The organism is Adonisia turfae CCMR0081, from assembly GCF_011009555.1.
Lineage (GTDB): Bacteria > Cyanobacteriota > Cyanobacteriia > Phormidesmidales > Phormidesmidaceae > Leptothoe > Leptothoe turfae.
The window spans coordinates 6771184-6784912 of sequence record NZ_QXHD01000004.1; the positions used below are offsets into that span (position 1 = coordinate 6771184).

Consider the following 13729-nt stretch of genomic DNA (forward strand, 5'->3'; position numbering starts at 1 on the left):
GCACAGGCGTAATTAAACTTTCTCCGGCCCTGGGAAACCTGCTCTAGGGAAAGCACAACTGTGTCACCCTGCTCATTCAGGGGAATGGTACGGATATTTTCATCCAGCTCAGCCGCCATCGCGTTGCCACCTACAAATAGGTTACCGACAAGAAAAACAGCCGCGACCACCAGCCAAATGCACTTTTTCAACATGATTCTCCTCGAAATGGATCGCCCGTAAAAGACGCAACACAGCACAAAGCCATAAGCCCAATAATCAGGCTAAGCTCGCGATTTGCAGCTATCTGATAAATAACGTCCAAGTTGTAATCTACAGCTCCTGCAATGGAAAACTATAGGTGTGGACGTGGACAAAATTTATTTCAGGTAGCCAATAGTTAATACCTATCATGCCACCGATAGGGTCAATTCCCAAGACAGTTAAAAGCTTGACTATATAACCGGTTTGATCGGCACAAGGTGACCATTGGCAACTCTATCGAGTGATACATGACTCAGCGAGGCAGACGCTACAGGCAATTTATGTAAGCGAATCAGCTGCGCAATGGTGTCTTTTAGCTGGGTACGCGGCACAATTTTATCGATAAATCCATGCTTAAGGAGATATTCTGCCGTTTGAAAGTCGTCCGGTAGCTTTTCTCTCAATGTCTGTTCCACCACACGACGCCCTGCAAAACCAATGGTCGCTTTTGGCTCAGCCAAGATAATGTCGCCCAACATGGCAAAACTGGCCGTCACACCTCCTGTAGTGGGATGGGTCAGAATTGGCATGTAGAGTAAACGGCTGTCACGATGACGTTCCAAGGCAGCTGAAATTTTAGCCATCTGCATGAGGCTTAACATGCCTTCTTGCATACGCGCCCCGCCTGAGGCGCAGACAATCACTACAGGTAACTGCGCCGCAGTCGCATGCTCAATTAAACGGGCAATCTTTTCACCGACAACTGAGCCCATGCTACCGCCCATAAAGCGAAAGTCCATAACGCCCAAGGCAATTCCTTCGCCGTTGATCTTACCAACACCGGTTTGCACACCATCGTTGAGATTGGTCTTGCTCTGCATATCGCGCAGCCGATCACTATAGGCTTTGCGATCGCGAAATCGCAAGGGATCCTTAGGTTCAATTTGCTCATTCAGAGGTTGCCAAGTATCTGTATCGATCAGCTGTACGATCCGCTCATCACTAAAGACACGGTAATGATAGTCACATTCCGGACAAACCATCTGGTTAGCCCGCAAATCCTTGGTGTAAGTCAGCACCCCACACTGATCACACTTAGTCCATAAACCATCGGCAATTTCGCGTTCCTGACGATCTTGGCTAATGGGGCTTTCTTTCTTACGGTTTGCAAACCAGTCAAAGAGGGACATAGACCCTGTTCTCGATACATAGCGTTCTCCAATCCTACCGGCTCGCCCACCCCCCTGGAATAGTCCATAGAGATTTTCTTGTTGCCATAGATTACAAATGGCCTTCAAAAAAAAGCCCCAAATAGGCCTGTATCAATGCATTCCCAAAAAATACGCTAATTCCTGCACCGAAGGCTAAAAATGGTCCGAAGGGAATAGGTTGGCGACGATCTAGTACTCCCAACGCTATCCCCAGCCCACCACTCATGGCACCCATAAACGAAGCCAGTAGCATACTCAGCAATAATCCCTGCCAACCTAACCAGGCTCCTAACATAGCTGCCAGCTTGCCATCGCCCCCACCCATCACCGTCTTACCAACCGCAACGGCCCCGAGCAAACTGATGCCATCAAATAACCACAGACCCAAAATACTAGCGCCAACACTGGCGACCAAAGCTGAGGCCACAGTTTGCTCAGGAGTTTGCCCAGTCGCCAAAAGTACTTGAGCTAGCCAGCCTAGACACACACCTGACATCGTCAATGCATTAGGTAGCGTGAGCGTATCAATGTCAATTAAAGTAAGCGCCACTAGCCAGGTGGTTAAACCCCAATAAATAGGCGTTTCGAGGTTCCAACCAAATCTGAGAAATAGAGCGATATACAGCAGACCACTCACCAACTCCACCAGGGGATATCGCATCGGGATCGACGCTCGACAATATCGACAGCGTCCACGCAGCCACAACCAGCCCACCACTGGCACATTGTCATAGAGCTTTAGACGGGTGAAACAGCGGGGACAGCGAGAGGGCGGGGACAGGAGTGAGATTCCAGCTGGCAACCGATAGATAACAACGTTCAGAAAACTCCCAATGGAAGCCCCTAGAACAAAGACAAATAAATAGATGACCAGGCTGTCTAGCATCTAGTGCAAGCCGGGCTCCAATTGAGTTAAAGGGATAAAGCTCTCGTGGGGCAACAGCACAGGCTTGGGACCAAAGATAAGCTTGCCACGGCGGGTAGTGCGGCCAATGGCCACACCAATGGGACGCTCTACCACCTCAGGATGCACCTCATAGTAGGTGCGATAAATGTGACGGGCAGCCCGCAATAGTGCGGGGTCTAACATTGACGATGGAGACCTTAAGTTCAGTGGGCTACGGCTCAGCCCGGTTGCTGCCACGCTGGGGTGCACTGCCGCCTCACCATGGCTACTGTACTCTGGTCGCTGTAAAGATGACACGACTGAATACTCCCTCTAGCTCGATAGTACGTATGTGATGGAACTGACCTGAACTTATAACGAATTCAGCAATTCATTTGCTGAAGATACCCTATGTCTGCTAATAGAAACAGCCCTGCCACTATTCAGTACAACAATACTAGCTATCATCTATGGATTGTGCCAGGATTTTTCAATCATGGCTAAACTAAGGCGTGCAGCAGAGCATCACCCATCGCCTTACAGCCAACAGCGGTCATTCCTTCGGCCATAATATCGCCTGTGCGATAGCCCTGAGTGAGCACGGTATCTACGGCAGTTTCAATCATGTCAGCGGCTTGGGGTTGGCTTAAACCGTAGCGCAGCATCATGGCAGCACTGAGCACCTGGGCCAAGGGATTGGCCTTATCTTGCCCAGCAATATCAGGAGCTGAGCCATGCACCGGCTCAAACACACCAGGTCCTGAAGCCCCCAGACTAGCAGACGGCAACATGCCAATACTGCCAGTGAGCATCGCCGCCGCATCCGAGAGAATATCACCAAATAAATTGCCGGTAACGATGGTGTCAAATTGTTTGGGCCAGCGCAGGAGTTGCATCGCCGCGTTATCTACATACATATGGGAGAGTTCCACGTCGCTGTAGTCACTGGATAAAGCAGTGATGCGATCGCGCCATAGCTGCGACACCTCCAGCACATTCGCCTTATCTACTGAGCACAGGCGACCCTGGCGTTTTTGAGCAGCTTCAAATGCAACCCGACCAATGCGATCGATCTCGGCACCTGCGTAGGCCATGGTATTGACCCCCCGCTGATCGCCATCAGCGTCAAACACCCCTCTGGGTTGACCAAAGTAGATGCCACCAGTCAATTCGCGCACCACCATAATGTCTACCCCTTCTATCACCTCATGCTTGAGGGAAGAAGCATCGATGAGTTGGGGCAAAATCGCCGCTGGTCGTAAATTAGCAAACAACTGCAACCCTGCTCGCAATCCCAGCAAACCCGTTTCTGGCCGTTGTGCACGGGGCAAAGAATCCCACTTGTATCCTCCGATCGCCGCTAGCAATACCGCATCACTTTGCCGACAGGTATCAAGGGTTTCGTCTGGAAGCGGACGACCGGCAGCATCAATGGCACAGCCACCAATAGGCACTTCGGTAAAGTTAAACTGAATATCTAATTTGGCACCAACGGCCTGGAGGACATCAACTGCAACGGCTGTAATTTCAGGCCCAATGCCATCACCGGGAAGAAGGGTAATACGAAACTGCTGGGTCATGGAGACTTAAGTCGAGATCTTGGGTGATCGAACATCATATTGTAAGCATGGCATAGCACTGGAAACGATCGGGTCGTGGTTGACTACATCTATCTTCATGGGTTTGCATCGGGGCCACAGTCCTTTAAAGGAACATGGTTACGATCGCGTTTTCAAACCCACAATATTGACCTCCAGTTACTGGACCTAAACCAGGGGGATTTTAGCCATCTCACCCTCACTCGCCAAATCCATCAAGTTACCCAACAGCTGCACGGGCCTACCATCCTGATCGGGTCAAGTTTAGGGGGTATCGTAGCAGCATGGGTCACCCAGCAATCTACCTGCGTTGAACGGCTCATTTTGCTGGCCCCCGCCTTTCAATTTTTGCACCAGTGGTTACCCAAACTGGGCACAGAACAACTAAACAACTGGAAATCGAACGGCTGGCTATCGATATATCACTATGGTCTAGATACCCAGCAGCAATTGCACTACGACTTTTTAACCGATGCTCAACGCTACCCAGATAGTCAACTTAAAAAGTCGATCCCTACTCTCATTCTTCACGGCCAACGAGATGAGGTCATTGCTGAGGATGCCAGCCGACTCTATGCACAACATCGCCCTTGGGTCACCCTACAGTCTTTAGATACTGACCATGGTATGGCCGATGCAATGGAAGATATTTGGATCGCCATTCAGGATTTCTGTGCACTGTAAACCATTTATGCACTGTAAGCCGTTGCCGATTAAGAGGACCAATCGCTTTGATCAGCAAAAATGGCACAATAAAAAGTCTGCAATCCATAGGTTTTTCCATGCTGCCTTTCTTGCGTGCTGATTTGGCTAATCTCAAGGCTTATAAGCCACACCCCCCAATGCCAAAGCCCTATGATCAGCTCGATACGAATGAGAGCCCAATTGATCTACCTGATGACGTCAAAGCATCCCTAGCGGCGTCTTACCAGCAAGCTATTGCCGCCAATCGCTATCCAGATGGTGGGCATACAGCTCTAAAGCAAGCCATTGCCAACTATGTCGCAGAATCGATTGCAGAGTCAGTAATGGTGGCGGAGAACAACATCTCAGTAGGGAACGGGTCCGATGAACTGATCCGGTCATTACTGATTGCAGCCGCCCTTGGTAACGGGTCTATTTTGGTCGCCAGCCCCACATTTTCCATGTACGGGATCTTGGCTCAAACCTTAGGCATTCCGGTTATAGATGTCGGTCGTCGAGAGAACTTCTGCATCAATTTAGAGAAAGCCCAAACTGCTATGGAGCAACACGCTATCCGAGTCGTGTTCATGGTGCATCCCAACTCCCCTACCGCCAATCCTTTAACCACAGAGGAAATTGCATGGCTCCGACAGTTACCTAACGATGTTCTGGTGGTTATTGACGAAGCCTATTTTGAATTCAGCGGGCACACCCTTGTCGCCGATAGCCTCAGTCGTAGCAATTGGGTTGTGTTGAGAACCTTTTCTAAGGCTTTTCGTTTGGCAGCCCATCGAGTTGGCTATGCAGTCGCTCAACCAGCTCTGATAGAAGCGCTTGAAAAAGTTCGATTGCCCTACAATCTGCCCAGTTTTTCCCAGGCAGCAGCATTGGCAGCTTTGGTCCATCGAGCATCACTTCTAGCCGCTGTACAGGTCACCATTGCAGAACGTCAGACAATGGTCGACTGGCTCAAACAGCAACCGATACTAACCCTATGGCCTAGTGCAGCAAACTTTATCTATTGCCGTTTAAGTGAGCAGGGTCGATCTCAGTTGGGGATGTCCCAAGCCGAAGGTCTGCAGCATATCTTCGGCACTTTGCGTCAGCAAGGAACCTTAATTCGTTATACCGGAGGGGGTTTACGGATTAGCCTGGGCACACCTGAGGAAAATCAGCGGACACGAAAAAACTTGGAGGCTATTAGTGAACCGTTAACCGCCCATGCCTAGGCGCACTCGCCTCACCGTTTGAGGTAAAACTCCTACCATCAGGGCAAAGGCTTCATTAGGCACGTTGTCGATAGTGCTCTTATCAAAATAAGTTTTGAATTGGTCCAAAATCATTTGAGCCCGGTCAGTAGAGCGCGGCTGATCCGTGAAATTCTGGGTGAGACGAATCCACTGTAGGCGGATTTTTAAAGCTTTTTGATGCTCTTCATGATCATCGGGCTCAACCAGCGACAGGTTACCCAGCGGAATAATCTTATGGCAGCCTTGGTCAAAGTCACCACCCACTGCTGCACCAGGGCCGGCAAATTCAGCATAAAACTCTCGAAAAATAATCAGGCCGTTGCGACGACGACTATTGACGACCAGTAAATCGCCACGATTTATTTTTTTGAGCAGACTGTCAACAGCTAGCGTTTCATTCACAGGCACATTAGAACTTGAACCGAGAGGCTGCTTAGCTCGCTCAGCCCACCACTTTACCGTACTATCTTCTAGATGCATAGCATTGCCCGAGGACGGTTTCGCTTGCACATTAAAAATATGGGGATGTTTTCTTCGGCCAAATCGTTTGACCGAAGATGAGTAGAGTGAAGGTGGATTGGATTGAGCATCCATCATTTTAGAGCGTCTACCTGGGGGGTAAGGTAATCCAGACTAATTACTCTTATTTGATACGAACACGATCACTTTCGTGCAGGAAATCAGACGAGTTTTATCCAGTCTTTGATAGTTACCAGTCCCTCCTCATACTCACTACATAAAAAATAATATTTATCAGGAGGATATGGATAATTTCACGGTATGAGGGGCGACAAACACTGTATCCAAAGTGCGTTAAAACTCTTGAACATACTTACATAACAACGTTTTTAATATTCTCTAAGAAATTGCTATTTGTAGTAGTTAAATGCTCATTAGTGAAACAGTTCTTTAACCATCATTTGCTTTCGCTGCCATGGATGCTGACTATGAAGCTGATAGCCAATTTTGTGATACAAGGCAATCGCTGGCGGATTATCAGTAGCAACATGTAGGTAAAGTTGCTGACATCCCCAGTTTTTGCCAATGTATTCACAGGCTAGGAGCATTTGCTGAGCGAGGCCACGACGCCGATGTTGCCGTTCGACAGCAACATTGGCGATATATGGACGACGGGGCTGTAGTGGTTGCCATAGTTGCGATCGCAATGAGATTTCCACCGTCCCAACAATTGCAGCCCCAGCAGACTTATCAATGACGACCAGGCAGCCATACTGATTAGACGAGTGCTTCAGACGGCGCTTGATATCTTCTTGAATACCCATACGCATCAATGGGTACAACCATCGATTACAACGATGTTGAGGATAGAAGCTGGTTAGGAGTAACTCCACTAGTTGAGATAAATCTTCGGGATAAGCAGGCCTTAGCCAATAGTCTTGAGGCAGAGTATGGACTCTGTCCCAGTTAAGTCTGGACATGGTGAGCAGCTTGCCCGCTAGGGAACTCTGGATGGGTGATAGGACCATTCAACCAGGTAATGCCCACATCGTAATTGATGGGTGTCTTAGTTGATTTTTTGTTGATTTTATCCATGGTTGGAACCGTGGTCCCAGGGCGCACTACATTTCTGCAGTTATTCAATACCCACAGTCGATTAGAGAAACCATAGGGTGCATGTCCAGTCCAACCAGCAATCGACAAGCCCACACCACAAAACCCAAGATCTTAGTCGTCGACGATGAACCTGACAATTTAGACCTGTTTCATCGAACGTTCCATCGAGAATTTCAGATACTACGGGCAGAGAGTGGTCACGCCGCATTAGAGAGTTTAGCCCAGAACCCAGATACTGCAGCGATCATCTCAGACCAGCGCATGCCTTATATGAGTGGCACAGACCTGCTGCTCCAAGTTGCCCAGCATTATCCCAACACGATCCGCATCATGCTGACCGGCTACACCGATGTGGAAGATCTGGTGGATGCCATCAATACAGGCAAAGTATTCAAATACATTACTAAGCCTTGGGAAGAAAAAGATTTAAGGGTCGTTGTTCAGCAAGCGATCGAAACTCATTATATCCTCATCGCCAGAACAAGAGAGCTGGATCGCATCGTTGAGCAAGAAACCCTGCTAAACGAAATTACCCGCACTATTCGCAGTGCTGAAACCTCCGAAGAGATGTTGCAGGTAATCCCTCGCATGTTGGGCTCAGCCTTTGCAGCTGACTACTGTGCACTTCGCCCTTTGTATAACCTCCCTAACCAAATACAAAACTATTGGACCTATCAGGCAGATTCAGCTGCGCCATTAGATGACCAAACACTAACAGATACCGCTATTGATACGGATAGCCTGCAAATCTTCACAGCACCAGACATTCCGGATCACAAGGTGTATCAACTCTTAGCGCCTTACTCCACTGTTCTTATCCCTCTAACGAGCAAACGCGAACCTCTGGCAATCCTGGCATTACATCACTGTCAGCAGCCTAATCATTGGCAACCAGAGAAGCTTAAGTTACTAGGTACCCTGGTGGCTCAAGCGGCATTGGCTCTGGCTCAAGCATGGACCCACGAGCGGGTACAAGCCCTGGCCCAACGGGAAGTGTTAATCAACACCATCACCCAGGCCATCCACAGTAGTTTGGAACCCAAACAAATCTTTTCGGCCATTACGCAAAAACTAGGGCAGGCCCTGGAAACTGATGGCTGTACTATTTCCTTATGGACCCAAGACGATGACTACGTAGACTGTGTAGGGCTTTACGACGCCCAACAGACCAAAATTTTGACCCTGCCTAAGTCCCAGGCCAAAATTAGCGAAAATCCAATCTTGCAAGAGCTCTTAGTCAGTCGCTCTCCCGTAGTCTTTGATGATTTATCCAAGGCCACAGCCCATACTCCCGAGCACCTATCGATCCAATCCCAGGCAACTGCATTACTGGTAGTGCCTCTAATTACGGATGGCCAGATTATTGGCAGTATCAGTCTGCGTCAGAGCCAGCCTCGCCAATGGCATATGGAAGAAATCAATTTGGCTCAGGCAGTTGCCAATCAAGCGGCCATTGCAGTGCAGCAGGCACGGTTATATCAAACGACTCGTCAACAGGCGGAGCAATTGCTGGCATTAGACAAACAAAAGACGACATTTTTTCAGAACATTTCCCACGAGTTTCGCACCCCCCTCACCCTCACCATTGGGCCTTTAGAATCAGCCGTAGAAAACGGCACAGGCTTGCCCTTTGATCAGTCGGTTATTGCCCTGCGTAATTCACGACGGTTACTGCGCCTCGTCAACCAATTACTTGATCTCCAGCGTCTTGATGCTGGGCAGATGCAGGCTACGTTCTATCCCTGTGACTTTGACCAGGTGATAAAAAGTGTGGCTGAGTCATTTCAGGCTTATTGCGATCGCAAACACATTACTCTCACCACTCAAATCCAACCATGTTCATCGGTCTATCTCGACCTCGAAAAATTTGACAAGGTGCTTTATAACATCCTGTCTAACGCTGTGAAATTCACACCAGCAGAAGGCTCCATTCAAATCACCCTCAATACCTTTGAAAACCGCTGCTATCTTGAAATCGAAGACACCGGCATTGGTATTCGTAAAGAGCAGCTACCCCACATATTTGAACGATTCCAACAGGCTGACGGCTCTGCTAGCCGCACCCATGAAGGTACAGGGCTTGGCTTGGCGCTCGTGAAAGAGTTAGTGGAGCTCCACGGTGGACAGGTGCGAGTTTCCTCCACCTATGGAGCAGGCACTATGTTTACGATCGAACTCCCCATGGGAGCTGACCATTTACCCGTTGATCGTGTCAGCAAAACCTTCCGCACACTGGAGCCACGCCGCGCCGCAGTTGAGCTAGCGGATCTCCACAACCAAGTTGTCGATACAGCAGCAGCAGAGGTTCAGAGACCAAAGGCAGCCCAGCCTCAGTCCATAGACCTCTCCCAAGCCAACCCACCAGCACTGGACAAAAACATTCATATCCTTGTGGTTGATGACAATCCTGACTTGCGCAGCTATGTGGCTAGCATCTTGAAACGTCGGGGATATGGCATCAGCACCGCTGACAACGGAGCCACTGGATTGGAGATAGCCCGCAAACGGCAGCCGCATCTGATTATTACTGACCTGATGATGCCCCAAGTCTCAGGCATAGAACTGATTCAGCAAGTACGTCTGGATGCAGCTCTACAAGGTACGCCGATTATTTTACTCACCGCCAAAGTCGATGACGACACGCGACTAGAGGGCGTTGAGCAAGGTGCAGATGCTTACATATCAAAACCGTTTAAGGACCGCGAATTGCTGGCAGAGGTGCATAATCTCTTAGCGCTTAAAGCCAATGAACATCGGATCGCAGAACTCAATCAGTACCTGACCGAATCGGTACTTAAGCGATTTTTACCGGCTTCTTTGGTCAAAAAGGCAGCCCATGGTGACCTACAACTGAATCTCAAACCCGAACCCCGTCTCGTAACGGTGTTATTCAGCGATATTGTAGGATTTACTCAGTTGTCGAACACATTGAGATCGCGGCGGGTTGCCGAATTACTCAATGAATATTTTGAGGTCATGACCCATGCCATTTTTGCCAATGGTGGCACCGTGGATAAGTTTATGGGTGATGCGGTTCTGGCCCTATTTGGTGCTCCAGAACGCTTGAGCCCTAATGAACAGGTCATGCGTGCGATCGCAGCTGCTCGCCAAATGTATAAGGCCCTAGAAGACCTCAATCAACGCTGGAGCCAACAGGGCGTTCCATCAGTGAAATTTCGCTGCGGTATTCATCAGGGTACTGCCGTAGTTGGCATGTTTGGCAGCGCCCACAGAACTGACTACACAGCCATTGGCCCCAGCGTCAACATTGCCGCACGTCTACAGGAAGCCGCCGATGGTGAAAGCATTCTCGTATCTGCCGCTGTCGCCGACTACCTCGATGAACAAGAAATCGTTAAATTTAGTCCGCTACAGCTGAAGGGAATTGATGAAACGGTTCTGACCTTTAATGTGAAAACAAAGCTTTCAGAAGGACTGTTGAGTTCTTAGATATCAGAATTTTACAAGGGCCAAAAATTATTTGTTGTAGAGGCATTCCAGGTAACGCTTCTACAACAAATTCCCAAACCGTAAGTTCAACGTCAACCGTTTACCCTGTCGGCAAGCCGTAACTGTGCATAATATGTCGCATACGCTTTTTTGCCCGTGATACCCGTTTGCGTAGGGTGGCTTGGTTAGGAATATCTGTGTCCCCAAGTTCCACTAGACGGCTAGTGATTTGCTCCCATGACAGCTGCTCAATCGTTCGCCACACTAAGAGTTGAGCCGTATGGTCATCCTCGCGGGATAGTGCCCTAAGGGCTTTGTAAAGCAAATCAATCTCGTGACTCAGATCGATAGACTCCAAGACATATTCAGGCTCCGCACTGATGCGATACTCAATATCATCGTAGCTTTGGGATGCCTGTCGCTGGGCATGACGACTTTTCTCACGCACAATATTAAAAGCGGTGCGCTTTAACCAAGCATGGGGATTGTAGATAACTTCACCACTGCGCTGACGGGCCTTGCCCCGCAAATAAGCCTCAAATAAAATCTCATAGGGCTCGAACTGGTGCATCAGTCGAAACTGAAAAAGATGACGACGTACTGTAGCCAAGGTGGAATAAGCATAGGAATTGCCGCTACCTAAAATTTCTGAAAGGGCAAGATCCAAAACATCCAATAAAGGCAAGTCAGAAGGCAAGTCAGGTTGGTCAGGCATACCAATGAGCCAGGTGATCCTGTTATGAGTTGATGATTCCTCTTAATAGTGAAGAACAGCTTACCTCCGTGACATTCCGCATTGTGCCTACAATTGTTCAGAAATAGGTAAAGGCACATACCGGAAACTGTCATTTGTTGTACTGATTTCGGCGAATCGAGCAACCCTCTGAAATTGGATGTCACATGATCACACCCCCAGCCACTAACCCCTTAGCGACTCACCCAATAACTGCAATGGAGACCATCCCATGTTTAGCTACTCCAGTCCTCGCAATCTCGGTATTAACGATCAATCTCAGCTGCATCGCGATTTGATCCACACCTATTGTCAGTTGTCTGTGCAGCCTGCTCTCAACAAAAACGATGCAGATCGTTTGGATACCATTTTGGCAACTGCCGAAACAAATCCACTCATTAGCTTTCTCATTGATGAAGCTGATCATATGCTGGCTCACTTACAGAGTTGGATTGATGAAAACGATATTACTGACCAGCAGCAAAAATTGCAGACATGCCTGAATGAAGCATGGCTAAACGAAGCGTTCCAGGATTTAGCCCAGCGTCTGCAAAAATCCCAATGCAAAACTCTACAGCAATATCTTCACAAACACGGTTGTTATAACGGAGCCATTGATGGGGTGATGGGACAATCCACCCAAGCTGCCATGAAGCAATGTTGCGAACAGCACGGGCAACTGCCACACCCCTTACCTATCCATACCCCGGATATAGCATATTAAGAAAACCGCTATATTTCTCTCACAGCAAGGTGTTTTCCACTTTAGCCAGCCTTAGCTCACTGACCCAATCACTGTATTGACCACTACACTGACCGGTCACATATACACGGATGTCATCACTAGTAGATGAGTAAGCCTACTAGACTTCTTTGATGAATATCACGATGCAATCGAACATTCAATGTTTAATCAAACGTTACGAACAGGGTGAGCGCATATTTCACGGCTTGGACTTGAGTGGATGTGACTTAAGCCACTTACAGCTGCCTGAGATTGATCTCAGTTACAGCATTTTAAGTGAGGCCTCTTTAGTAGGCACCGATTTGGAATGGGCAATTTTGCGCGATGTTAACTTGACAAAGGCTAATTTGACCCAGGCTCATTTACATCGAGCTAACCTGCGGCGCGCTAACTTGACAACCGCCAGGCTACATAAAGCTGACCTCCGAGCAGCTGACCTGAGCGGGGCAACGATTATCGATACTGTTTTTGTGGACAGTAATGTTTGGGGTGCGGTGGCTCCAGATGGTAGTCCGCTACATCTGCATTAGACGGCAGACGCGACTACTCTACCCGCAGACGCCGGGTAACTACAATCAGACCGTCTTCACGAATCAGTAGCCCCGAAACCCATAGGTTATCGTCATCGGTGGGAGCATCACCGAGCTTAAATAAACCACCGGCCGATAACAGTTCTAGATCCAGGGGTCGTGGCGTAAAGAAATCTTCTTGTGTGGTCCCCTCATCTAACGCTGCACCTAGCAAATAACGCTCGCCTAAGGGTTCTTGAACAATGGCATCAAATCCATAACTTTCACCTGGCTGTACACGCTCCGGCAAAATCACCACAATCTCAGGGGATGTGGCACTAGAACTGAGCTGGTTACGCTCAGATAAAATTTCTTGGGATGTAATTTTATTTCCCGTAAACTGCTGGCGAGAGTGAATGACCGACTCCAGGCTTAGACGCCGAGGCATGGTCTGCGTGCCATCAATATAGGTGACGGTCTCAGCAACATAGCCACCATCAACTTCTTCCCATGACTGCAGTTCTACCCGATAATTAAGAGTCTCGTAGCGTTCCCATAGCTGCGGTAGCGTTGTTTCAAGGGTGGCATAGGTAAAGCCGTCATTATTTGTAAAACTGTCGGCATAAAATTCCATCACCCCATCTATATCTCGCTCATTAGAAGCAGATTCAATCTGCTCTAGGGCAGTAGTCAAAGCTGCTGGTGCGGTTTCTGGAGGAGCTGCTTGGGCAGTCAAGCCAAATACACTCATCCCTAGCACACCCAGTGAACATAACGACCAGTGGCAAGGGTGAATCATATGTAAAGTCCTCGATAGTAGTATCTGTGACAATTGAGGTTGGTCAAATTAAGCAAAAGGCATTATCTTAGAGCCGACTGGCTCAGTCTGTGCAATTGCAATCGCT

The 13729-nt window shown here is 48.6% G+C and carries 15 protein-coding genes; 5 read left to right on the top strand and 10 right to left on the bottom strand.

Going from position 1 to position 13729, the window contains the following annotated elements; translation table 11 throughout:
• From DXZ20_RS32755 to leuB, 5 genes are all read right to left on the bottom strand, one after another.
• A partial coding sequence (locus DXZ20_RS32755) for a cytochrome c family protein (RefSeq protein WP_489670952.1) occupies positions 1–194 on the bottom strand: 194 nt, incomplete at its 3' end.
• Positions 195–434: 240 nt separating this feature from the next.
• Positions 435–1373 carry an acetyl-CoA carboxylase, carboxyltransferase subunit beta gene (gene accD / locus DXZ20_RS32760; protein WP_163661663.1) on the bottom strand — a complete coding sequence of 313 codons (939 nt, stop codon included), beginning with the start codon at positions 1371–1373 and terminating at the stop codon, positions 435–437.
• Between the two features lie 91 nt (positions 1374–1464).
• A complete protein-coding gene (locus DXZ20_RS32765; RefSeq protein ID WP_006516957.1) occupies positions 1465–2280 on the bottom strand; it encodes a prepilin peptidase in 816 nt (271 codons plus the stop codon).
• A complete protein-coding gene (locus tag DXZ20_RS38625; protein ID WP_006516958.1) occupies positions 2281–2538 on the bottom strand; it encodes a hypothetical protein in 258 nt (85 codons plus the stop codon). It abuts the gene before it with no gap.
• Positions 2539–2780: 242 nt separating this feature from the next.
• Complete coding sequence (gene leuB / locus DXZ20_RS32775; protein ID WP_163702923.1) at positions 2781–3860, bottom strand: 3-isopropylmalate dehydrogenase; 1080 nt, start codon at positions 3858–3860, stop codon at positions 2781–2783.
• Positions 3861–3935: 75 nt separating this feature from the next.
• Here leuB and DXZ20_RS32780 point away from each other — a divergent pair, with 75 nt between their 5' ends.
• A complete protein-coding gene (locus DXZ20_RS32780; protein WP_163702924.1) occupies positions 3936–4562 on the top strand; it encodes a YqiA/YcfP family alpha/beta fold hydrolase in 627 nt (208 codons plus the stop codon).
• 98 nt (positions 4563–4660) lie between these two features.
• Positions 4661–5791: a histidinol-phosphate transaminase gene (locus tag DXZ20_RS32785; RefSeq protein WP_163702925.1), complete on the top strand. Its 1131-nt coding sequence runs from the start codon at positions 4661–4663 to the stop codon at positions 5789–5791.
• Here DXZ20_RS32785 and DXZ20_RS32790 read toward each other — a convergent pair.
• From DXZ20_RS32790 to DXZ20_RS38365, 3 genes are all read right to left on the bottom strand, one after another.
• Positions 5774–6409: a hypothetical protein gene (locus tag DXZ20_RS32790; protein WP_250564681.1), complete on the bottom strand. Its 636-nt coding sequence runs from the start codon at positions 6407–6409 to the stop codon at positions 5774–5776. The two genes, DXZ20_RS32785 and DXZ20_RS32790, sit on opposite strands and share 18 nt — an antisense overlap.
• Positions 6410–6705: 296 nt before the next feature.
• Positions 6706–7251 carry a GNAT family N-acetyltransferase gene (locus tag DXZ20_RS32795; protein WP_163659967.1) on the bottom strand — a complete coding sequence of 182 codons (546 nt, stop codon included), beginning with the start codon at positions 7249–7251 and terminating at the stop codon, positions 6706–6708.
• The gene (locus tag DXZ20_RS38365) at positions 7238–7366 is read right to left on the bottom strand and encodes a hypothetical protein (RefSeq protein ID WP_284681700.1); all 129 of its coding nucleotides are present in this window, start codon (positions 7364–7366) and stop codon (positions 7238–7240) included. Before DXZ20_RS38365 ends, DXZ20_RS32795 begins: the two co-directional genes overlap by 14 nt.
• A gap of 81 nt (positions 7367–7447) precedes the next feature.
• Between DXZ20_RS38365 and DXZ20_RS32800 the strand changes: the two genes are divergently transcribed.
• Positions 7448–10837, top strand: a complete 3390-nt coding sequence (locus tag DXZ20_RS32800) for a response regulator (protein ID WP_163702926.1) — start codon at positions 7448–7450, stop codon at positions 10835–10837.
• Positions 10838–10937: 100 nt separating this feature from the next.
• Here the strand turns inward: DXZ20_RS32800 and DXZ20_RS32805 are convergent, their stop codons facing one another.
• Positions 10938–11552 carry an RNA polymerase sigma factor gene (locus DXZ20_RS32805; RefSeq protein WP_163659971.1) on the bottom strand — a complete coding sequence of 205 codons (615 nt, stop codon included), beginning with the start codon at positions 11550–11552 and terminating at the stop codon, positions 10938–10940.
• Between the two features lie 250 nt (positions 11553–11802).
• Here DXZ20_RS32805 and DXZ20_RS32810 point away from each other — a divergent pair, with 250 nt between their 5' ends.
• Both DXZ20_RS32810 and DXZ20_RS32815 read left to right on the top strand, forming a co-directional pair.
• A complete protein-coding gene (locus tag DXZ20_RS32810; protein WP_163659973.1) occupies positions 11803–12294 on the top strand; it encodes a peptidoglycan-binding domain-containing protein in 492 nt (163 codons plus the stop codon).
• A 164-nt stretch (positions 12295–12458) separates the two neighbouring features.
• Positions 12459–12845 (top strand): pentapeptide repeat-containing protein, encoded by a 387-nt coding sequence (locus DXZ20_RS32815; RefSeq protein WP_006516967.1) that lies wholly within the window; start codon positions 12459–12461, stop codon positions 12843–12845.
• Between the two features lie 13 nt (positions 12846–12858).
• Here the strand turns inward: DXZ20_RS32815 and DXZ20_RS32820 are convergent, their stop codons facing one another.
• Entirely contained in the window at positions 12859–13575 is a 717-nt protein-coding gene (locus tag DXZ20_RS32820) for a DUF8623 domain-containing protein (RefSeq protein ID WP_250564682.1), read from the bottom strand.
• Between the last annotated feature and the right edge of the window lie 154 nt (positions 13576–13729).

Excerpts from the sequence above, each read along its gene's own strand:
- accD (WP_163661663.1), bottom strand. The coding sequence starts at position 1,373 with ATGTCCCTCTTTGACTGGTTTGCAAACCGTAAGAAAGAAAGCCCCATT.
- DXZ20_RS32765 (WP_006516957.1), bottom strand. The coding sequence starts at position 2,280 with ATGCTAGACAGCCTGGTCATCTATTTATTTGTCTTTGTTCTAGGGGCT.
- leuB (WP_163702923.1), bottom strand. The coding sequence starts at position 3,860 with ATGACCCAGCAGTTTCGTATTACCCTTCTTCCCGGTGATGGCATTGGG.
- DXZ20_RS32785 (WP_163702925.1), top strand. The coding sequence starts at position 4,661 with ATGCTGCCTTTCTTGCGTGCTGATTTGGCTAATCTCAAGGCTTATAAG.
- DXZ20_RS32790 (WP_250564681.1), bottom strand. The coding sequence starts at position 6,409 with ATGATGGATGCTCAATCCAATCCACCTTCACTCTACTCATCTTCGGTC.
- DXZ20_RS32795 (WP_163659967.1), bottom strand. The coding sequence starts at position 7,251 with ATGTCCAGACTTAACTGGGACAGAGTCCATACTCTGCCTCAAGACTAT.
- DXZ20_RS38365 (WP_284681700.1), bottom strand. The coding sequence starts at position 7,366 with ATGGATAAAATCAACAAAAAATCAACTAAGACACCCATCAATTACGAT.
- DXZ20_RS32800 (WP_163702926.1), top strand. The coding sequence starts at position 7,448 with ATGTCCAGTCCAACCAGCAATCGACAAGCCCACACCACAAAACCCAAG.
- DXZ20_RS32805 (WP_163659971.1), bottom strand. The coding sequence starts at position 11,552 with ATGCCTGACCAACCTGACTTGCCTTCTGACTTGCCTTTATTGGATGTT.
- DXZ20_RS32810 (WP_163659973.1), top strand. The coding sequence starts at position 11,803 with ATGTTTAGCTACTCCAGTCCTCGCAATCTCGGTATTAACGATCAATCT.
- DXZ20_RS32815 (WP_006516967.1), top strand. The coding sequence starts at position 12,459 with ATGCAATCGAACATTCAATGTTTAATCAAACGTTACGAACAGGGTGAG.
- DXZ20_RS32820 (WP_250564682.1), bottom strand. The coding sequence starts at position 13,575 with ATGAGTGTATTTGGCTTGACTGCCCAAGCAGCTCCTCCAGAAACCGCA.